Annotated in this window: 21 protein-coding genes and 1 pseudogene; 12 read left to right on the top strand and 10 right to left on the bottom strand. The window is 59.4% G+C overall.

Translation table 11 applies throughout. From position 1 onward, the window contains the following. Positions 1-177 precede the first annotated feature (177 nt). Positions 178-426, top strand: coding sequence for a hypothetical protein (locus tag H8F26_RS16090; protein WP_197155725.1), 249 nt, complete (start codon positions 178-180; stop codon positions 424-426). 115 nt (positions 427-541) lie between these two features. Here H8F26_RS16090 and H8F26_RS16095 read toward each other — a convergent pair whose 3' ends face one another. From H8F26_RS16095 to H8F26_RS16105, 3 genes are all read right to left on the bottom strand, one after another. Beyond that, a complete protein-coding gene (locus tag H8F26_RS16095; protein ID WP_197155726.1) occupies positions 542-1,015 on the bottom strand; it encodes a TA system VapC family ribonuclease toxin in 474 nt (157 codons plus the stop codon). Continuing rightward, positions 996-1,295, bottom strand: a complete 300-nt coding sequence (locus tag H8F26_RS16100; RefSeq protein ID WP_197155727.1) for a hypothetical protein — start codon at positions 1,293-1,295, stop codon at positions 996-998. Before H8F26_RS16100 ends, H8F26_RS16095 begins: the two co-directional genes overlap by 20 nt. A gap of 274 nt (positions 1,296-1,569) precedes the next feature. Then, on the bottom strand, positions 1,570-1,734 hold the full coding sequence (locus H8F26_RS16105; protein ID WP_197155728.1) for a hypothetical protein: 165 nt from the start codon (positions 1,732-1,734) through the stop codon (positions 1,570-1,572). 379 nt (positions 1,735-2,113) lie between these two features. On the opposite strand from H8F26_RS16105, the gene H8F26_RS16110 reads away from it, so the two are divergent. After that, positions 2,114-2,428 carry a hypothetical protein gene (locus H8F26_RS16110; protein WP_197155729.1) on the top strand — a complete coding sequence of 105 codons (315 nt, stop codon included), beginning with the start codon at positions 2,114-2,116 and terminating at the stop codon, positions 2,426-2,428. 70 nt (positions 2,429-2,498) lie between these two features. Next, positions 2,499-2,618: pseudogene (locus H8F26_RS19660) on the top strand (gamma-glutamylcyclotransferase); the annotation flags it as partial. Between the two features lie 317 nt (positions 2,619-2,935). On the opposite strand, the gene H8F26_RS19665 reads toward H8F26_RS19660, so the two are convergent. The 3 genes from H8F26_RS19665 to H8F26_RS16120 all read right to left on the bottom strand — a co-directional run bounded on the left by H8F26_RS19665 (position 2,936) and on the right by H8F26_RS16120 (position 4,654). Continuing rightward, a complete protein-coding gene (locus tag H8F26_RS19665; RefSeq protein WP_231605693.1) occupies positions 2,936-3,265 on the bottom strand; it encodes a hypothetical protein in 330 nt (109 codons plus the stop codon). Positions 3,266-3,305: 40 nt separating this feature from the next. Continuing rightward, positions 3,306-3,701 carry a hypothetical protein gene (locus tag H8F26_RS19670; protein WP_231605694.1) on the bottom strand — a complete coding sequence of 132 codons (396 nt, stop codon included), beginning with the start codon at positions 3,699-3,701 and terminating at the stop codon, positions 3,306-3,308. Positions 3,702-4,303: 602 nt separating this feature from the next. Further along, on the bottom strand, positions 4,304-4,654 hold the full coding sequence (locus H8F26_RS16120) for a hypothetical protein (RefSeq protein WP_197155731.1): 351 nt from the start codon (positions 4,652-4,654) through the stop codon (positions 4,304-4,306). A 71-nt stretch (positions 4,655-4,725) separates the two neighbouring features. Here H8F26_RS16120 and H8F26_RS16125 point away from each other — a divergent pair, with 71 nt between their 5' ends. Together H8F26_RS16125 and H8F26_RS16130 are read left to right on the top strand one after the other, a co-directional pair. Then, complete coding sequence (locus H8F26_RS16125; RefSeq protein ID WP_197155732.1) at positions 4,726-5,958, top strand: glycoside hydrolase family protein; 1,233 nt, start codon at positions 4,726-4,728, stop codon at positions 5,956-5,958. A gap of 45 nt (positions 5,959-6,003) precedes the next feature. After that, complete coding sequence (locus tag H8F26_RS16130; RefSeq protein WP_197155733.1) at positions 6,004-6,171, top strand: hypothetical protein; 168 nt, start codon at positions 6,004-6,006, stop codon at positions 6,169-6,171. 244 nt (positions 6,172-6,415) lie between these two features. On the opposite strand, the gene H8F26_RS16135 is transcribed toward H8F26_RS16130, so the two are convergent. Then, a complete protein-coding gene (locus H8F26_RS16135) occupies positions 6,416-6,613 on the bottom strand; it encodes a hypothetical protein (RefSeq protein WP_231605296.1) in 198 nt (65 codons plus the stop codon). 381 nt (positions 6,614-6,994) lie between these two features. Here H8F26_RS16135 and H8F26_RS16140 point away from each other — a divergent pair, with 381 nt between their 5' ends. Further along, positions 6,995-7,360 (top strand): AbrB family transcriptional regulator, encoded by a 366-nt coding sequence (locus H8F26_RS16140; RefSeq protein ID WP_197159279.1) that lies wholly within the window; start codon positions 6,995-6,997, stop codon positions 7,358-7,360. Between the two features lie 564 nt (positions 7,361-7,924). Here H8F26_RS16140 and H8F26_RS16145 read toward each other — a convergent pair. After that, on the bottom strand, positions 7,925-8,089 hold the full coding sequence (locus H8F26_RS16145) for a hypothetical protein (RefSeq protein WP_197155737.1): 165 nt from the start codon (positions 8,087-8,089) through the stop codon (positions 7,925-7,927). 128 nt (positions 8,090-8,217) lie between these two features. On the opposite strand from H8F26_RS16145, the gene H8F26_RS16150 reads away from it, so the two are divergent. Then, positions 8,218-9,711: an IS66 family transposase gene (locus tag H8F26_RS16150; protein ID WP_197154297.1), complete on the top strand. Its 1,494-nt coding sequence runs from the start codon at positions 8,218-8,220 to the stop codon at positions 9,709-9,711. A gap of 48 nt (positions 9,712-9,759) precedes the next feature. On the opposite strand, the gene ltrA is transcribed toward H8F26_RS16150, so the two are convergent. Then, complete coding sequence (ltrA, locus tag H8F26_RS16155; protein ID WP_197155739.1) at positions 9,760-10,878, bottom strand: group II intron reverse transcriptase/maturase; 1,119 nt, start codon at positions 10,876-10,878, stop codon at positions 9,760-9,762. 580 nt (positions 10,879-11,458) lie between these two features. Between ltrA and H8F26_RS16160 the strand changes: the two genes are divergently transcribed. Further along, the gene (locus tag H8F26_RS16160; RefSeq protein WP_197158913.1) at positions 11,459-12,670 is read left to right on the top strand and encodes an IS256 family transposase; all 1,212 of its coding nucleotides are present in this window, start codon (positions 11,459-11,461) and stop codon (positions 12,668-12,670) included. 876 nt (positions 12,671-13,546) lie between these two features. On the opposite strand, the gene H8F26_RS16165 is transcribed toward H8F26_RS16160, so the two are convergent. Then, a complete protein-coding gene (locus H8F26_RS16165) occupies positions 13,547-14,056 on the bottom strand; it encodes a carbonic anhydrase (RefSeq protein ID WP_231605297.1) in 510 nt (169 codons plus the stop codon). A gap of 646 nt (positions 14,057-14,702) precedes the next feature. Here H8F26_RS16165 and H8F26_RS16170 point away from each other — a divergent pair. From H8F26_RS16170 to H8F26_RS16185, 4 genes are all read left to right on the top strand, one after another. Further along, positions 14,703-14,897: a transposase gene (locus H8F26_RS16170; protein ID WP_197155743.1), complete on the top strand. Its 195-nt coding sequence runs from the start codon at positions 14,703-14,705 to the stop codon at positions 14,895-14,897. A 115-nt stretch (positions 14,898-15,012) separates the two neighbouring features. Continuing rightward, positions 15,013-15,348, top strand: coding sequence for an IS3 family transposase (locus H8F26_RS20295; RefSeq protein WP_370594635.1), 336 nt, complete (start codon positions 15,013-15,015; stop codon positions 15,346-15,348). A gap of 35 nt (positions 15,349-15,383) precedes the next feature. Next, the gene (locus H8F26_RS16180) at positions 15,384-15,767 is read left to right on the top strand and encodes an integrase core domain-containing protein (RefSeq protein ID WP_197155746.1); all 384 of its coding nucleotides are present in this window, start codon (positions 15,384-15,386) and stop codon (positions 15,765-15,767) included. A gap of 274 nt (positions 15,768-16,041) precedes the next feature. Beyond that, the gene (locus H8F26_RS16185; RefSeq protein ID WP_197155747.1) at positions 16,042-18,063 is read left to right on the top strand and encodes a PP2C family protein-serine/threonine phosphatase; all 2,022 of its coding nucleotides are present in this window, start codon (positions 16,042-16,044) and stop codon (positions 18,061-18,063) included. Positions 18,064-18,362 lie beyond the last annotated feature (299 nt).

An 18,362-nucleotide genomic window follows, 5' to 3' on the forward strand; every position in this document is an offset into this window, starting at 1 on the left:
GACGGGGCTCCTTGAAGGCTCCCGCTACGCCTTGAAAGAAGGCGTAGCCCAAAGGCATCAGAAACCGTGGTACGGTCTTAGGCCGATTGATCGATAGGCCAGAAATCTGGCCAAATAGACAAGGCTGACCTTAATAGCGACAGAAAAGAAAAACCTCACCCAGGCTCAACCCTATCCATGACGAAAAACAATCACTTCGAAGCCGAGAATGACCCGTTCGAGGTCCAGAAGATCTCGATGGCCGATATCGAAGCCGGCGACATCGCCGAGATGGGGCTGCACCTGAACCTGAGCGAGCGGAGCTACTACTTCGATTTCAAGATCACCCCCCTCAGCAAGGAGATGAAGACCCAGCTGTACAAGCAGATCCAGGCCCTTGTCTACACCTACAAGGAGCTCCACAACATCCTGAGTGAGCACAGCTGATCTCGCTCGGCTTGGGCTTGGCTTGACGTCCTTTAGCGGCCTCCTCTGGGGGCCGCTTTTTGGGGATCCTCCCGAGTCCGCAGTCAATCCGCAGGCCGGGTAACTGAGGGAAAGCTCATGGTGCGTCTTCTGCACGGACATCCGCCTGCAGCAGCTGGAACGTGAGCCCTTCCTGCTCAAACTGGCGAAAATCCTGGTCGAGGCTGATCAGTGGAAGGCCAGCAGCGATCGCGAAGGCGGCCAGGTAGGCATCCATCCAGCGCTTCGGGGCGGTCTGCTCAATCGCGCCCAGCTGGCACCAAAGACGCCCCAGATCAGGCGGCTCATCGATCACATCCACCTGCGGCAGCGCCAGGAACGCCTGCAGTGCGGCCCAGGCATCGCCGTTGGTGGCCTTCGGTACGCCATAAGCCTGCGTGATCACCGGCGTGGAGGCCAGACGCAGAAAACTCTGCTGGGTGGCGCGGCACCACAAGGCCGGTTCCACCGCGCTGGCCGAGCGCAGCACCCCACGAGCGATCGCATGTGCCGGGTGCTCGCTGAAGGCCGCCGCCAGCCACACATTGCTGTCAAGCAGACAGGCCGGCACGCTGGCGGTCCTCCTGCATCAGCGTCTCCTGCTCCAGCCGCAGCGCTGTGACCACATCGATGGGATGCCGCTTGAGCCGAGGGTCAGGGCGAAACAGCGGCAGTCCTTCCGCGTCCACCTCCAGCACCTCGCGCTTGCTGGGCTGCGGCAGGGGAGCGGGGCCATGCAGCCCCTGGCGGATGTAGTCGGCCACCAGCTCCTTGATCGGCCGCCCCTGCTGCAGGGCCCGCTGCTTCACCTGGCGCATCAGGTGATCCGGAAGGTCCAGCGTCGTCTTCATCACCCCCCAGCCTGGGAAACCAGCTTACTGGCTTGGTGGGTATGTGGGCGTGAGCGGCGCTCGCGTTGGCTCTCGATTCCAACGATCCGAAATGTCCGGATGGTTGAACTTTCGGCAAGGTCATTGATTCCAACAGGAGCACATCGGCTCGCTGTCTGCTGCGTCTCGATCGAGGACCGGATTCCAGCCAGTCATCAGGGCTCTCGAAAAGCGTGGTCAAGGCATGGCAGCCCCGGCTTCTGTCACGCCTCCCGACGCCAGCATTCCTCTGATGTCATAGGCCAGCTTGCTCGCAAATGCGCTGGCGAATCGAGCGGTTGTCGCCACGCCTGAGCAGGCTCATCACGATGGTGCGCAGAAAGGGGAAGACCGCTATGCCCGCCCGGGTGGCATAGCGATGGGCGTCTTCAACGAGCTGGGCTCCCAACGATGGCGACATCGATCAGGTTCACGTTGCCGCCGGTCCTCAGCCCATTCCTAGGCGGCCTCCCGGTGCGCGGATCCTGCGCTTTACAAGAAAGCCGGGCCGGCGCTGAACCTGAACGGGCAGAACTACTGCTTCGACTTCAGGATCTCTCGCCTCAGCAAGGAGATGAAGATGCAGCTGTACAAGCAGATCCATAGCCTTCTCTACACCTATAACTAGCTCCACAACATTCAGACGAAGCGTAGTTGATTTCAATCAGCCTTGGCGCTCTCCTGCGGCCTCCTCTGGGGGCCGCTGTTTTGGGGATCTTGACGACTCCGCAGTGAATCCGCAGTGACTCTTGAGGGCATAAGCGGGATGCTGATAAGCGTCAACCAAACCGAGAACGCCCATGGGTCCGATCGAATATGCCCTCGTGATTGAGGCTTTTCGCCTTCAAGGGGTACTGAAGGCCAACTACCGGCCCGTCAAGCCGGCCTTGGACTGCATGGCCCAGGCGATTCGCGAAGCCTGTGAAGGCCATGGCTTCTCCGCCGAGATGACCACCAACTTCCTGCTTCGCCAGGGAAGCCGCATCCATTCCCTTGATGAAGAGATCAACGACCGCCAGGAATTTCGGGCCATTGAGCGCCGAATGCTTTGCCTGATCGGCCGGGAGGGCAATCAGGACCGGCTCGCCCGGCGAGGACGGCGTCCCCAGGTATGAACGCCCCCAGTTCCCGGCCTCGCTGAGCAGCATCAGCAACCCGCAACCCCCATCCTCTCCAATCCCCCCTATGAACCATGTCTTTATCTATGGCAGCCTCAAGCGCGGCCAGTCCAACCACCACTGGCTCCGTGGGGCCCTGTTTCTTGGGCGTCACCGCCTTGCAGGTGACCGCCTGTACTCCCTCGGTGGCTATCCGATGGCCGTGCTGGAGGATCACTCCAGTGCCGTGATCCATGGCGAGGTGTTCATGGACCCAGTCCATGCCGGCCCCCTCGGCCCGCGGCGCCCAGAGCTTCTGGAGCCCCCTGTGCTGAAACTCCTTGTAGAGCACGTTGGACACGGCGACGTTGTTGACGGCGATCCGCACGCTCGAGATCTCCGCGAAGCGCACCGTCCAGCGGGCGTTGAGCTGACCGTGGAAGAGATCCCAGTTCTGCCGCAGCTGATAGCGCTCCAGCCAGGCCTCGGGAACCGCGGGGGCGAAGTGCTCGCTGGTCTTGGTCTTCATGTCGCCGGGAATGCTGATCCAGCCCCGGTCGTCGATGCCTTCGGCGTGCCAGAGCTCATGGGGCCGCAGCCCGAACACGGCGATGCAGGCGAATACCCACTGGTGAAAGGGCTCGAGCCGATCCAGCCAGTGCTCCAGGTCAGCATCGGAGGGATGACCCGCACCCGCATCGACGAGGCCTTACGGATCTTCTCGGCGGCACCCTTGGGCCTCATCCCCGTCAGCTGCTGGAGCACGGCCGTCAGATCCATCAGGCCGCTGCGGTGGATCTGGGAGATGGTCTCGATCCGGCGGTTGAACCGCTTCAGGTGGGTGAGCGGGTTCACCTCCATGGCCCAGCTCAGCAGCCGTTGGGGATCCGCCGGGTCACGGAATCGGGCAACCCGCAGCTTCAGGTCGTTGATGGCGTGGACGCGGCTGCCCTCCTTGCAGATCCTCACCTCGATATCGGCGATGCAGGCCTCCACCAGGCCCTGCCAGCGGAGGCGCGAGGTCCGGCCACGGGCCGCCAGGGGTTCGGGCCACTGGCCCTTGCGATGCCCCCTCAAGACACAGATCCCGGGCCCGCTCGACGTCCTCGTCGCGGCGGTGCTGCAGCGGAGCCAGGGAGAACTCCCGCACCTGGACCCCCTGCACCAGTTCGCGCACGTAGATCGACGAGCTGCGGTCGTAGCGGCGGAGGCGGAAGCGGCACCGCCTGGCCACCAGTTCGCGGGCGCAGTGGTCCCAGGCATCGATGCGATGAGAAAGGCGAGACGGCAAGGCACGGACCCTGCGGCTCGCAGGAGTATTCCCCGAAGCCGTCGGAGCAGGTTGTGAACAGGTTCACAACCAATGGCTTCTAGAGGCTCCTACCGGCTACAACCTGGACAGTGTGGTCTCAGGTGTGGAATCCCCCAGGACCCAGTCCCAGAAAGCAAAAAGCCCCTGATTTCAAGCAAACATGCGAATGGCTCGGGGGAGACTTGAACTCCCGACCTTGGGGTTATGAATCTCGAGAAATTGGCGGAGATCGACTGCAGTGACAAGGGCACGCTCCTCGACTTTGCACGTGGCTTTGCACGTTTTACAGATCTTGACCTTGGCTGTTGGCGTCTCGCCAGTCTCGTTCGCTAGCTATTCGGCCTTGAGTCGAATCAGAACGCGCTGCTGGTGCCAGAGGATGTTGGACCGAGGAGCCAGCGGGTTGGCTTTTCGGTAATGGTGCCCAGAGCGGAAGTAGCCAGCTGATTTCAGCCGCTGCAGGGTGACTCTGTGAACGCTGAGCTGTGCAGCCATTTGACGCGTGCAGATCCACTGGCTTTCTGCCGTAGCGCTCATAGGTCGTGGGGCATGTAATGGAGGCTATTGGCACTCCATTGACCTCAGGGCTGGCCCTGCCCCCGACCGCTCACCGAGCCACCCAGGGCCAGGCCAGCCAGGATGCTTAGCCCCTGATTCACCGCGTCATCAATGCGGCCCTGGGGGCGGGCGCAGAACAACGCCACAGGGTGCTCGGGTGTTGAAGCGCCCGATGGTTGCTGCGGTGCATCGGGATCCACAGCACCACCAGAACTGCCTGGATCGTCCACCCGCCGCTCCAGCGCCGGCAACCCATTCATCCGTACATACAGCCAGCTGAGGGCGGTGCAATTGAGCAGATCAAACGCCAGCGTGGCGCCCTGGAATCCAAGGATCCCGGTGGAGATCCAGACCACCAGCCGGCGGGAATCCATGGAGCGCGTTCGAACTGCTTGAAAGGGTTCCGCGGCCGCCGGAACCCTCAAGGGTTCTCCGCGATTCCTCAATGCCGCTTTCCCCTGAGGGCTGGACCCTGCTCAAAACCTGGGAGGGCTGCCGCCTGAGCGCCTATCCCGACCCCGCCAGTGGCGGTGATCCCTGGACCATCGGGTACGGCCACACCGGCGCGGAGGTGATCCCGGGACTGACGATCACGCAGGAACAGGCGGAGGCCTGGCTCAAGCAAGACGTGGCTGAGGCGGCTGGCGCAGTGGATCGGCTCCTCTCCGGCGTCACCCTCACGGCTCGTCAACGCGATGCCCTGATGAGCTTCTGTTTCAACGTCGGCGCGGGAGCCCTCGAGCGCTCCACCCTGCGCAAGCGCCTGCTCGCCGGTGAATGCCCGGCTGTGGTGATCGCCCAAGAACTCCCCCGCTGGCACAAAGGCCCCAACGGCCCCGTTGAAGGTCTCAAGCGCCGCAGGGCTGCTGAGGTGTCCCATGCACGGATGCCAGAGGCCGCTGCTCCACAAACCCAAACGGCGAGTTCAGCTCCGGTCCCCAGCCACAAGCCGATCCAGCTCCTGGACGCGGTGCATCACCACAAAGGGTTGGCGCACCAACAAGAGGCCTGGTTGCAGTTGGAGCGCTCACTCACCGCGGTGCAACGGGGTGCTTTCGCGGAGGTCTTTCGTACTCCAGGGGCGCGATCGATTGAGCCCCCCAAGCCGGAGGCGCCAGGCCTCATCGAACTGCCGGTGCCCTACCTGAGCCAAAACGACAGCGCCACCAGCCAAGGGCCGCGCATGTGCTTCTCATCGAGTTGCGCCATGGCCGCTGCATTCCTGAAACCCGGTGCCCTCACAGGCAACGGCCAACTGGACGATCAATACCTGGCGCTGGTGCAACGCCATGGCGACACAACTAATGCCAACGCCCAGGTGAAAGCGCTTCAGAGCGTTGGGTTGCAGGCGCGCTTTCGAACGGACGGGTCCATCGAAGACCTGATCGAGCAACTCAAACGGGGACTCCCGTGCCCGGTGGGCTGGCTCCACAAAGGCCCTGTCTCGGCCCCAAACGGCGGCGGCCACTGGAGCCTGGTGATCGGCTGGGATCCAGCTATGCGCCAGTTCCTGATGCATGACCCCAACGGGGAAGCCGATCTGGTGAACGGCGGCTACGTGAACACCGCCATTGGCAGCGGAGCGGCTCAGCGCTATTCCGAGCGCAACTGGGGGCGCCGCTGGATGGTGGAGGGCGCCGGCAGCGGCTGGTGGATAGAGATCAGCCCAAGCAGCTGACGTGCCAAAGCGGGGAACACTTCCAGCAGTTGCGCCCGATCACCTATGACCTTCACTCCCGCCATGGCGACCATCCCCCTGCACAGCGATCACCATGTGCGGCTCGGATTAGAAGCCCAGTTGCGCCAGTGCTGGGCGATGTACAGCAGCCTGCCTACAGAAGCCAACCGTTATCAGGTTGTCCGACTGGAGCGCTTACTGCTGAGCCTTTGATGGCATCACCCCCACAAGTGGTGTTACAACCCAGCCAGGCAGAGGATGACAACTGCTTGTCCAAGGAGGTCTGAGGAGGCCTCCTTTTTTAGTGCCAATACAAGGCGGGTCAAACCCGAGAGGCGATAGCGATTGTCGGCACGCCATAACTGGAGCCAACCATCCAGCTCGTGCCCGCGTCACAGTACAGCTGTTCAACGCTTAATTGAGCGCTGAGACAAACGTCGCGGAGGACAGGAGCGCGTTAATAGAAGATCTGTTCCAGAACAACACCATCTCGATCCACCAGGCGATAGACACGGCCAGTCAGCCGAGCTTTCGCTTTGGCCGTCATATAGGCCTTAAAGTGGCTAAGCCTTGAAACTTCGTCACGCCAGACGAGTTCACCACTTGCGCGGCTTTGAATCACGATCACCAGAGGGCAGCATTTCACCAGTTGCATTCACACTGTCGCGAGTTCAAACGACTGCGCAACGAAATCTACGGATGATCTTCGGGTTCAAGAGATTCCGCAGGAATTCAGAAGAAAGCAGCTCTGTGTGTGGCTTTCCCCGTATTGCCACTCCCGGCAACCGAGCGGATGCGTAACCACCGTCGATAGATACAAACCATGCATTGATGGTCGAGTCCCCCAACCCCTCGAGAGCAGTGACATCGTCAGCTGGCCCTGTGGACAGAAAAGGTCGCTGGGCAGCTGCCAGTGGTATCAGATCAAACCAGGGGGCATCAGGGCGGCTGCTGGTGACTGGCTATTACAGAGACTGAGCCTGGCAAACGACTGGTGGGGTCGTTAATGTCTTTGCGTTTGATCGATTCATTCCCAATGCTTACCGGTTATGACCTGCTCGCCAAGGTGAAGGAGCTGGGCGACGTCTCCAAATCAGACCTTGTGCGTAGCTGCGGCTACGTCAGCACCAAGAAAGATGGCGGCGAGCGCCTCAACTTCACGGCCTTCTATGAAGCCCTGCTGGAAGCCAAAGGCCTGAGCCTGGGCAGCGATGGCGTGGGCCGGGGCAAGGGTGGCCGCAAGCTCAGCTACACCGCCACCGTGCAGGGCAATGGCAACCTGCTGATTGGCAAGGCCTACACCGCCATGCTCGACCTCAAGCCCGGCGATGAGTTTGAGATCAAGCTGGGGCGCAAGCAGGTTCGGCTGATCCCCGCCGGTGGGGTGGACGAGGAGGAGTGAGGCTCTCTCTGGGCATCATGCGTATCCATTCCACGAGCTGGCGGTGAACGCTCAGCGAGAGCAAACGTGCACCTGAACGCAGCACCCCGCTGAGCGCCAAGCCCCCCTTACTCGGCTACTTCTTAGGACCCTCGGCCTACCCGCCGGGGGTTTTCTATTGCGACACGATGTTCGGGAAGAGGAACCTCTGCGCAGCCACAGCTCATCACCAATCGGCGTAACGTGAAATTGAGGGGAGGAGCGGGAACCACCCCGACACCTCTGCCTCCAACAGAGTCTGGCCAGGGATCACCCGAGCCGGTGCGCACAACGGAGGTGCGCTCGAAATGCTGGCGTCCCAAGGCTTGGTGTAAATCCCCCGGCACCCCCACCCCGGCGTAGCCGGGGTGGGCCGCGCACCTCAGGTGGCTGGCCCAGCGGCTGGCGTTGCAAGGGGTGGGCAGGCCCGTTTCCCTGGTTCGAGAACCACCTCAACCAGACGAACCATGTCGAGTCACCCCGGGGAACTTCCCCCCGAGGTGCTCACAGAACCGTACGTGACACTCTCGCGTCATACGGCTCCCATCATCCACATGCCACTTCACTGACTCGACGCCAGTGCGCGAACAGATCACGATGTCCAGACCTGATCCTGGCAAGTACTCGCCAGCTTTGGAGCCGACGACCCCGCAGCCTTTTGTACTTCTGCCGTAACCAGGCTGCAATTCTGTCATCCAGGTAGCGATACAACTTCCTGATCAGTTCTGTCCTATAGGTAAGCATTCAGGGGTCGGGACAGCACGCGGCGAACATCGTCTCTGCTGAACCCTTGACGGCGTCCTGATTCCCGTTTGCATCTCAGGCAGAGACTGCTTGAGATGGGCGCCCCTCCTGCTGGCATTTCCGAGGTGGACTGGTTGTCGTGGCCAGCTGGTGCCAGGGAGTTCATCCTGGCTCAACAGGAGGAGATGGTGCAGCTCCGCGTCCAGCTCACCGCCCTGGCGACCGAACTGGCCCATCTGCGCGAGCGGATCGGCCGCAGCTCCCGCAATTCTTCCAAGCCTCCCTCCAGTGATGGCCAGGGGTTTAGGCCGCCCGAACGACGCAAGGGCAGTGGCCGCAAGCGCGGCGGCCAGCCGGGCCATCCCGGATCTGGGCCGGAGCTGCTGCCGATCGAGCGGGTGGATGAGGTGGTCGAGCACCACCCCCAGGCCTGCCGCCGCTGCGGCACGTTGCTACAGGGTCAGGATCCCGAGCCCTTGAGGCACCAGGTGATCGAGATTCCACCGATCACGCCTCTGGTGATCGAGCACCGGCTGCACCGCCTGGTCTGCCCCTGCTGTTCCACCAGCACCTGTGCCTCGTTACCGGCGGAGGTGGAAGTAAGCCATTACGGTCCCCGGCTCAGTGCTCTGGTGGGTCTGCTGGGTAGTGCCTTCCCGTTGAGTTTCAGCAAGACCCAGGCGCTGCTGGATCAGCTGCTGGGGGTACAGATCAGCCGGGGAGCGATGGCCACTATCCGCCAGCGCTTGAGTGCAGCACTGGAGCAGCCCATGCAGGAGGCCCTTGCGTTTGCCCGTCAGCAGTCGGTGGTCTACGTCGATGAAACCGGTGCCCCCACCGGTAATGCTGACGGTGGCAACCCCGATGGCCGGCGCGGCTGGGAGTGGGTCATGGTGACCGCCATGGGGGTGACAGTGTTCTTGCAGAGCCTGAGCCGCTCGGCTGCCGCCGCGATCGACCTGCTCGGGAATGCCTTTGGCGGAATTGTGGTGAGCGATCGCTTCTCCGCCTACAACCATCTCCCGCTGGAGCAGCGCCAGCTGTGCTGGGCGCACGTGATCCGCGATCTCACCGCCATCGCTGACCGTCAGGGCGCCAGCGGTGAGATTGGAGCGGAGCTGCTGGGCCTGCAGCAGCAGCTGTTTGCCCAGTGGCACCGCTACAAAGACGGAACGATCGACTGGTCCACGTTGCAGCAGGGCTGTCGGCCGATCCGCCAGGCGTTTGTGGGCACGCTGCAGCGGGTTGTGGAGCTGGGCTGCCAGCGCGGCGAGCGAACGCCGTGGGCCAAGACGGTGCGTACCTGCCATCAGTTGCTGCAAGTGAGCGATGGCCTCTGGACCTTCCTGGAGATTGAAGGGATCGAGCCCACCAACAACGCAGCCGAGCGTGCCCTGCGCCATTCGGTGATTCAGCGCAAGATCAGCCATGGCGTCCAATCCCGCCAGGGTGCAATCTGCCGCAGCAGGTTGCTCACGGTCACCACCAGCCTGCGGCAACAGGGCCGTGATATCTGGCAGTTCCTGGAGCAGGCCTTGATCGCCCATCATCGCGGCGGTGAGATGCCATCGCTGTTGCCGAATCCCTGAGCCGGCCGTCATCGATCGTGGTGTCTGTGGTCGCTTGGTGATCAGCGATCAAGGGCGGTGAATGCTGCGCGGCTGCGTCACGGCCCCTGAACGGATACTCCTATAGAAACGACCGTAGTACTGAATCCAGCCACGAATCACTGGATTCAGCACTTTAGCGATCTCCTCAAGCGACAGATACACGAGCGATGGAAGCCCTATCGACCTAATCCTCTCCCGCATACGCTGGAGAGCCTGCGGACTCACTGCCGGCAAAAAGCCTGTGTAGATGACTCCGCGAGAATTGCGAGACACACGTGGCCGAAACGCGAAACCAAGAAACGTGAACGTGACATCAGCAAACGGTGCCCGGCGGTTGCTATCCCTGCAGTAGACCACCTGGGTCTTCTGGGGATGAAGCTGGAGGCCACAGGACGCAAAGCGATCCTGCAATGCCTCCAGCAACCGCCGAGCTTCCTTCTCGCTGTGGCAATGACAGATCACATCATCTGCATAGCGCTCAAAGGCAATGGCCGGGTGGCTCCGGCGCATCCACACATCAAACGCATAGTGCAGGAACAGATTGGCCAGCAGTGGACTGATGACACCACCTTGCGGTGTGCCCCGGTCCCTGGGATGGAGCGTGCCATCCGGCAACAGAACCGGTGCCTGCAGCCATCGTTGCAGGTAGAGCACCACCCAGCGCTCGGAGGTATGGGCCTTGATCGCGCGCATCAACAGGTCGTGATCGATAGCATCGAAAAACCCCTTGATGTCGAGATCGAGAACCCAGTTGGACCTCCAGCAGCGCTGACGGCAGACCTCTACTGCCTGATGCGCTGACTTGCCCGGTCTGTAGCCGTAGGAATCCTGATCAAAGATCAGCTCCAGCTCTGGCTCCAGCACCTGCTTGACCACCATCTGTGCGATGCGATCAGCAACCGTCGGGATACCCAGCGGCCTGACGCCTCCACCGGATTTGGGAATCTCCACACGCCGAACTGGTGGCGGAAGATAACTTCCTGATGCCATCCGATTCCAGAGTTTGTAGAGATTATTCTCCAGATCCTTGTTGAAGTCGTCCAGGCTTTGGCCATCCACACCGGCCGCCTGTCCGTTCCGTTTCACCTGTTGATAGGCCTTCCAGACCATCACCTTGGTAATCGGTAGCGGCTTGTCTGTTGTCATCCCATTCCTCCTGCCGTAGGCAGTTGATGGGAGACTCCAAACGGGATGATGCAACCCCTTGGCTCCGAGTCCGTTACAGACCCATCATCGCTACTACGGGTTGCTCCGCCCCTGCCACAGACATCGGTATTGACCCTCATGGTGGTGACCACTTGGGATGTTCCCTTGGCATTCCATGGCAGGTTCTCACGTTCCGCATCAGGGCCTGCGATGAGCTCGTGCCGTCTATACGCCGGCTGCCGTGTGGTCCATAGACAGGCTCTGTCCACACTGATCCAGGAGATTTGGGCCGCCTCCCGTTTTGGCAGCGTCTGAAATAGATATCGGCGCGTCATCAACGGTTCGCTTGCGCTCACCTTCTCGTCGCACACCTGACGGATCCAGTCCGCCGTTTCCCCGTCGCTCACCACCACGTCTTTTGAACGCAGCAGCACGGGGTGGTTTGGTACCAGCCCCTGCAGGCCGATCCCGGGAGGCCACACTCCCATCCCCGATGCAGTTTCATCAGCCTTGGCTTTCACCTGCTGACTCGTGACACACGCCCAAGACTTACTGTGCCGCACCCGACCTCGCGCCGCTACTGGATGGCAGCACTGCCGGTGAGTTGATCCCCGAGCTGGCCCGTTACGGCCTGCAGCAGCTGATCGAGCTGGAGGTCGCTGCCGTGCTGGGTGCCGACCGCCACGAGCGCACCGAGGAGCGGCTCGGCTATCGCAACGGTTACCGGCCCCGCAGTCTGACCACCCAGGTAGGCGACATCGACCTGCTGATCCCCAAACTGCGGGCTGGCAGCTTCCTGCCCTCGATCCTCGAGCCCCGTCGCCGGGTGGAGCAGGCCCTCTACGGCGTGATCATGGAGGCCTACATCTGTGGGGTCTCCACCCGCAAGGTGGATGCCCTGGTCGCCGCCCTGGGATCCCAGAGCGGTATCTCCAAATCCCAGGTCAGTCGCATCTGCCAGGACATCGACGAGCAGGTTCAGGCGTTTCTGAACCGGCCCCTGCAGGAGTCCGGCTACGCCTACGTCTACCTGGATGCCACCTACCTCCACGGCCGGCTGGGCAAGGCCCTGCAGGTCTGCTCAAGGGCCGTCGTCGTCGCCATGGGGGTCAACGCCGATGGTCGCCGTGAGCTGCTGGGCCTCAAGGTGGGCGACAGCGAGAGCGAGGGCTTCTGGAGTGAGTTCCTCGCCTCGCTCAAAGAGCGCGGCCTGACTGGCGTCAAGCTGGTGATCTCCGACGCCCACGTGGGCCTCACCAAGGCCATCAGGCGCCAGCTGCAGGGCTGTGTGTGGCAGCGCTGCCGCGTCCACTTCGCCCGCAACCTTCTCCAGCGCGTCCCCAAAGCCCACCAGGGCATGGTCACCGCCGCCCTGCGCTCGGTGTTCGCTCAGGAGGATGCCGGAGAGATCCTCAGCCGCTGGGATGACCTGGCCGCCTCGCTGGCGGAGCGCTTCCCCAAGGCCACCGAGCTCATGAACGAGGCCAGAGAGGACGTGCTGGCCTTCCGTCACTTCCCGCAGCCTCACTGGAAGAAGGTCTGGAGCACCAACCTGCTGGAGCGGGTCAACGAGGAGATCAAGCGCCGCACCCGCGTCGTCGGCATCTTCCCCAACGACGCGTCGATCACCCGCCTGGTGGGCGCGGTGCTGCTGGAGCAGCACGAGCATTGGCAGCTGGAAGGCCGCCGCATGTTCTCCGCCGAAAGCATGGCTGCCATCCCGGAGCTGGAGGATCTGCCGGCCCTGCTCAGCGCCGCCGCCGCAGAGGTGCAAGACGCAGGCCCCAGGTGATTGAGGTGGCAGCGCCCCCACAGGGCGCAGCGGCCTCGATCGCCGCCCGGGGGCCGGCGCTGTAACCCCTGGGCTGCATAGAAGACTCCTGCCGCTCACAACACAGCCGCGATCAGACGAGAGACTTGACAAGTCAATCGTCTCGTTTCATCGTGGAAGAACGAGGTGCATCTGCACCTCAGGAATGACAGCCCGTCATTCCACCCTGTTCACCCTCTGAGTCAGGGCATTCGGGCCTCGGGTTTTACACCACGCAAAGGGACGCGGCCCTCGAAATGCGTCAAACACCAGCACAAACCTTGTCCTCGATGGCGCGGCGTGAGCGCCATCCAGTAGAGCTTGAGTCATATGCCACCAACACACTCCCCACCGTCAAAACCTGGGCTGCATAACCCAGGCGGAGTGAACAACTGAGCAGGCCAAGCCTTGAGTATCTCTGCTCAGTGCCGTCACTCGTCCATTCGATCCCTGCCGCGACACGGCAGGGAGACAACCACGGGGACAAACCCATCGTGATCGTTGAACTACAGGCACCCGACCGGAGGGCATCCCAACTGCCAAGGTGACCATCCGCAACCGGTGATAAGGCGCCCGCTACGAGGCACCTTTTTGATGGATTCCGCTGGCTGATCCGCAGCAAGGCCCGCCTCGGTGGAGAACAGAGCCTTGGATGAACGCAGCGACGCGATCGACGATGTCTGCCACTCATCCCGCCTCACGCTTGCTGCCCTAGGGATCACCACCGCGCTGTTCGTGATCGATGGTGCCGTGACAGGGCGTTGGGACCAGGCCCTGCTTGCAGCCCAGGCTCTGGCATTGGCGGTTCTAACAATGAAATCCCTGTGGAGTGGGCCAAGGGTTTCTGGCCTATGTGCTTTAAAGCTTGCTTATTAGCCCGCTATTCAGGTCAAAATAGACAGGGATGATGCGCACTTTGCCGCTGTCCTTGGCTTCGGCGATTAAGTTGCTTCGCTGCGTGATTTGCCTGGCTGCATATTGGGCGTTGCCCTGAATAGCCTGTGTGAGATCGTCGCCGGATCGAAGTGATTCTCGGATCGGCTGCACGAGATCCTCGAGCAGCGGTGTCAGAGGTTCTTTGCCCATTGCAGCCTTAACAGCGCCGCAACCACTGTGACCGACTACAACAATTAGAGGCGTTTCTAGCACGGCTACCGCGTATTCAAGGCTGGCGATGCCGTCATTGAAGGCGCTGTTACCAGCGACTCGCACTTGGAACAACTCACCAGATCCGAGCCCAAAAATCCACTCTGGTGCTACACGGGCATCAGCGCAACTTAGAATGGCTGCCCAAGGGCGCTGTCCCTGGACTAAGGCTTGGGGGTTAATGTGACAGCTTTCATCAAAGATAGCCTGCTTGATCTGCATCCTAGTCTTAGGGTCGGAGCTCTGCATACTGCGACGCCAGGCTTTGCTGAAGATTTGGTTTCGCTGTAGCAATGCCTCAAAAAGATCCCCCTGTGGGGTGCATGAATCAAGCTCAGCCCGAAGATCCGTCTGAGGTATGGCGGAAGCTGGCTGGAGGATGCTGTGTAGTGCACTCGTTGCAGCAATGCCCGCAGAAAGAGAAAAGCCCTCTAGAAGGCGGCGGCGGCTGGTCATCGTTTAGAAGCGGACAGTGGAAGCGCTTCCGCTTCATTTCGAGTATAGGGCGACTGAACAAGAATGCCCGAACCGTGCTTTATTTCTGCGCATTGTCGGCGTAACACAAGAAGTCTCCTACCAAGAACAGCGGTCAAGACCCAGGGATGATTCGAAGTGTGTCACAGGCATTGTTGGTGGGGCTGCGAGCATGGGTTGATATCGGTGGGATCGCCCCCTCTCAATGCGCTACCTCAAGGCCATCCCTGATGCCCGGATGCGTCTGGGTGTCCGCATCCTGACGTCGCCCCTGGAAATCGGACCACGGTGAATGAGAGTCCTCATCCGGCCAGACTGGGCCGGCGAATTCACCATGACACAAATCCGCCACACAGCTGAGCAGATCATCAGCAAGCTCGAAACCGCTGAGTAGTTGATCACCCAGGGCAAGACTGTCGCCGACGTTTGCCGCGCCATCGAAGTCCCCCAACTGACCTACCACCGATGGAAACAGCAGTACGGGGGTATGCAGGCCGAGGAGGCCAAGCGGTTGAATCAGCTGGAAAAGGAAAACGCCCGTCTCAAGAAGCTACTGGCCGAGGCTGAGCTGGAGAAGGCAATGCTCTAGCCGCAGGCCCGGCACAGCCGTAGGAGTTGGCCGAGGGAAACTTCTGAACCCGAAACGACGTTGCGCTGCAAAGCGCACCTTGCGGAGCAACAGGGTTGTTGAGGCCCTGCGCGCCATGTTCCAGGTATCGGAGCGGTTCGCCTGCAAGGTGGTGGGCCAACAGCGCAGCACTCAACGACATTCAGTCAAGGTTGTCGAGATTGAGGAGGCCAATCTGCGGCTAAGCCTCCGGGAGATCGCGGGCGAGCACATCCGCTGGGGTCGGCGGATGGCGAACCGCATGCTCAGCAGGGAAGGCTGGCTGGTGAACCACAATCAGGTGCACCGGCTCTGGCACGAGGAGGGGCTCCAACGCCCCACACCGAGAAAGCAGAATCGGGCCCGGCCTGGGCTATGGACTTCCAGTTCAACGCCAACGCTGACGGCCACCGGCTTAAATTCCTCAACGTGATCGACGAGCGCAGCCGTCTCTAACTGGCCATCCAAGTGTGCAGGCGCTTCAAGGCCAAGGATGTGGTGGCGGTGCTTCAGGAGCTCACGAGCCTTGACCCCGCACCTGCATACATCCGCTCGGAGAACAGTACTGAGTTCATCGCCCAGGCACTACGGGACTGGTGCGAGGCCAGCGACAGAACCATCACGGTCTACATCGAGCCTGGATCCACATGGGAGAACGGCGTTGCAGAATCGTTCATCGGACGCTTCCGTGATGAGTTCCTCAACACCGAGCTGTTCACCACGGCTCCCGAGGCTCAACTCCTGGCTGATCGCTGGCGCTGGACCAATGAAGGGCTCACGTCAGTTTTCTGGAGGCCGTCGCCGGTCTGCGCAGGGGCCCATAGGTGTGGCCCGACAGCCGTGCTCAGATAACGCCAACGGGGAAGAAGGCCTGAAATCGGCCGCTTTAGTTAGTGAAACGCCCATAACCAGCCCGAGCGAAGGCAAATGGGCTCTCGAGAGGGAAAGCACGGCCTTTCCGGAAATTTTCCGCAAATTCCTACGAACGAAAAAAACACAGGCTAAAATTAGAATGTCCAAAATTGACTTCCCTCGCAAGCCACAGCTCTAGACCTGAGGAGAAGCAAAAGAGCTACTCGAAATCAGGGAACTCATTCAATATCATCATCATGGTGGCGTAATCAGGATGGCCAAGATGGACTGGCTCAGGCGAATTAAGCTAATCAAGAAAATCCGGCGACCAAAATCGCTGCAAAACCAGCTGATCACCAGTATCTGGCTTGGAATGGGAGCCATCCTCATTCCTTTCAACATCTTCAGTGTACTGAGAGATAGAGACTACGTAATCAAATTGTCACAAGAAAGATTAGTCGCAGAAGGCAAGGCTGTCGCTATGGACATAAAGAGATGGCAGGAAAGCATAGGCAATCTACTAGACGTCTTGGCGTATATTCCATCTATTAGACAACTTGATCAAGAGGAATCCCAAATGATCTTTGATCGCATTCCAGTAGTATTTCCAGATCGATCAATTCGGCTTTGGTCGAGAGATGGAAGCCTAGTAGCAACAACATCTGGAATCAAGAAGGCAGTAACGCAATCGCATGTTTTGAAAAGATCTTACTTTCAGAAATCGATAGATGGAGAACCTTCATGGGCTCTGCTTGGCGACTGCCTAACAGGATCAGCATGCTTTGTCAACAGTATACCAGTGTACGGAGTCGGAGATAATCCATACATGACATCATCAGCTAAACCAGTAGGCGTGCTTTCAAGCGTCATTCAACTGAGGGACACGGGAAAGGATTCGGGAATGGAGGCAGAGGCTGCTCGCCTAAGCATTAGCGAAGACGGCGACTCAGCAAAAAAAGGAGCAAGTAGCAATCAGGCATTTATTTCTCTTCAGAATAAGGTGTTTACAGGAATAGAGGTACTAATGGTCCACAGGGATGGCTACGTTATCTTTCCGGTGAGTAAAATCAATGATGACATATCGACTCTCAAACCAACTGAGCTAATCAATGGACCATGGGGGCCAATAGTCAGAGCTGGACAGGCAGCAACAACGAGGGGGCAGCAAAATCAAATAAAGGCAAGTGGTCATTGGTTTTTGACATATAGCCAAAAAATAGACGCAGACTGGAACATAGTGGCAATAAGTGACAGAGACTCTGCCTTGGCAAAGGTATATCAGCAAGTTCTCGAAAGTGCAATTAGACAACTTCTCGTTGTCAGCATGATCACACTAGTAGTAGTAATTAGTTGTCGAAAAGCTGCACAGCCAATTCAAGTGGCCGCCGCTGGTGTACGCGAGTTCAGAGTTGGGAACTTTGACAATATGATTGTCGATAACAGGAACGACGAAATAGGGATGCTGTATGATGATATAAATCAGACTGGCAAACAACTGAGGGCTCTACTAAACGCGAAGCTTGCCCATGCAGTAACTGATAAGCAGATACAGATTGCAGCCGATATCCAGAAAGAATTTATCATCCAATCGCTACCATCAACAGACGTAGTTGAGCTAGCCGGGGACTTTGATCCAGCCTATGAAGTAGGCGCCGACTGGTATGATGTGATAATTCATGAAGATCTGACCTATGTCATCATTGCTGATGTCTGTGACAAGGGTATACCTTCCGCTCTATTCATGTCCGTATTTCAGAGCCTCCTTCACTATGCACTACTCAAAGAGTCAAAGGGTGACGAAAGATCTGATGCCGCGGATATCCTAGAGAGTTCGATCACTCAGGTAAATGACTACATGTCGAAAAGACATGGCCAATCTGCCATATTTGCTACAATATTTGTAGGCGCTTACGAGAATAGGCTGAAGCGTCTAAGTTATGTGTGTGCTGGCCATGAATCACCACTACTTATCCGAGCAAGAGGAGTCATTGAGAAGCTAGAGAATAGCGGTCCCGCAGTGGGGATCTTCCCAGGGTCCAAGTACACTGCAAAATGCACTGACATGAACCCTGGTGAAATGCTATTCACCTACACAGATGGGCTAATCGATGCTAGAAACCCAGAAGGTGAAGCGTGGGGAATAAGAAGACTCGAAACAATGCTAGCGATGGTAGAGCCCGCAGCAATGACAGCAACTAAAGTCATGACAGATACGATAGAGCAGGTCAATGAATACAGATCAGGGGCGGAACAGTTTGATGACACGACTATACTCGTAATGAAGATTAAGACTTAAGGCGACTCAGGAGATCCACAATCTCTGGCGACAAGCCAACATTTGATCCCGCAAGAAATAACGGGCACCTCGAAAAATAGCCTCTACCAAGACGGAGCACTCAAGCCACGCTTGACGGGAGAATGAGTCTCAATTGCCGGATCCAGCAGATCCCGTATTTTTCGAGGTGCCCTAACGTAAATAGGTAAAACGATATTATGGTGGGGCGTCCTCGGAAAGTTGGTTTGGGGCTAGCGCCAAAAAAGATGGGACTTGCCTGAGCATTCAGCCCAATCATCACGTCACAGCCATCTGAGGAT

The organism is Synechococcus sp. CBW1006 (assembly GCF_015840525.1).
Taxonomy (GTDB): domain Bacteria; phylum Cyanobacteriota; class Cyanobacteriia; order PCC-6307; family Cyanobiaceae; genus CBW1002.

Coding starts and splice junctions, on each gene's coding strand:
- H8F26_RS16090 (WP_197155725.1), top strand. CDS start 178: ATGACGAAAAACAATCACTTCGAAGCCGAGAATGACCCGTTCGAGGTC.
- H8F26_RS16100 (WP_197155727.1), bottom strand. CDS start 1,295: ATGAAGACGACGCTGGACCTTCCGGATCACCTGATGCGCCAGGTGAAG.
- H8F26_RS16105 (WP_197155728.1), bottom strand. CDS start 1,734: ATGTCGCCATCGTTGGGAGCCCAGCTCGTTGAAGACGCCCATCGCTAT.
- H8F26_RS16110 (WP_197155729.1), top strand. CDS start 2,114: ATGGGTCCGATCGAATATGCCCTCGTGATTGAGGCTTTTCGCCTTCAA.
- H8F26_RS16120 (WP_197155731.1), bottom strand. CDS start 4,654: ATGGATTCCCGCCGGCTGGTGGTCTGGATCTCCACCGGGATCCTTGGA.
- H8F26_RS16125 (WP_197155732.1), top strand. CDS start 4,726: ATGCCGCTTTCCCCTGAGGGCTGGACCCTGCTCAAAACCTGGGAGGGC.
- H8F26_RS16130 (WP_197155733.1), top strand. CDS start 6,004: ATGACCTTCACTCCCGCCATGGCGACCATCCCCCTGCACAGCGATCAC.
- H8F26_RS16135 (WP_231605296.1), bottom strand. CDS start 6,613: ATGCAACTGGTGAAATGCTGCCCTCTGGTGATCGTGATTCAAAGCCGC.
- H8F26_RS16140 (WP_197159279.1), top strand. CDS start 6,995: ATGCTTACCGGTTATGACCTGCTCGCCAAGGTGAAGGAGCTGGGCGAC.
- H8F26_RS16150 (WP_197154297.1), top strand. CDS start 8,218: ATGGGCGCCCCTCCTGCTGGCATTTCCGAGGTGGACTGGTTGTCGTGG.
- ltrA (WP_197155739.1), bottom strand. CDS start 10,878: ATGACAACAGACAAGCCGCTACCGATTACCAAGGTGATGGTCTGGAAG.
- H8F26_RS16165 (WP_231605297.1), bottom strand. CDS start 14,056: ATGCAGATCAAGCAGGCTATCTTTGATGAAAGCTGTCACATTAACCCC.
- H8F26_RS20295 (WP_370594635.1), top strand. CDS start 15,013: ATGTTCCAGGTATCGGAGCGGTTCGCCTGCAAGGTGGTGGGCCAACAG.
- H8F26_RS16185 (WP_197155747.1), top strand. CDS start 16,042: ATGGCCAAGATGGACTGGCTCAGGCGAATTAAGCTAATCAAGAAAATC.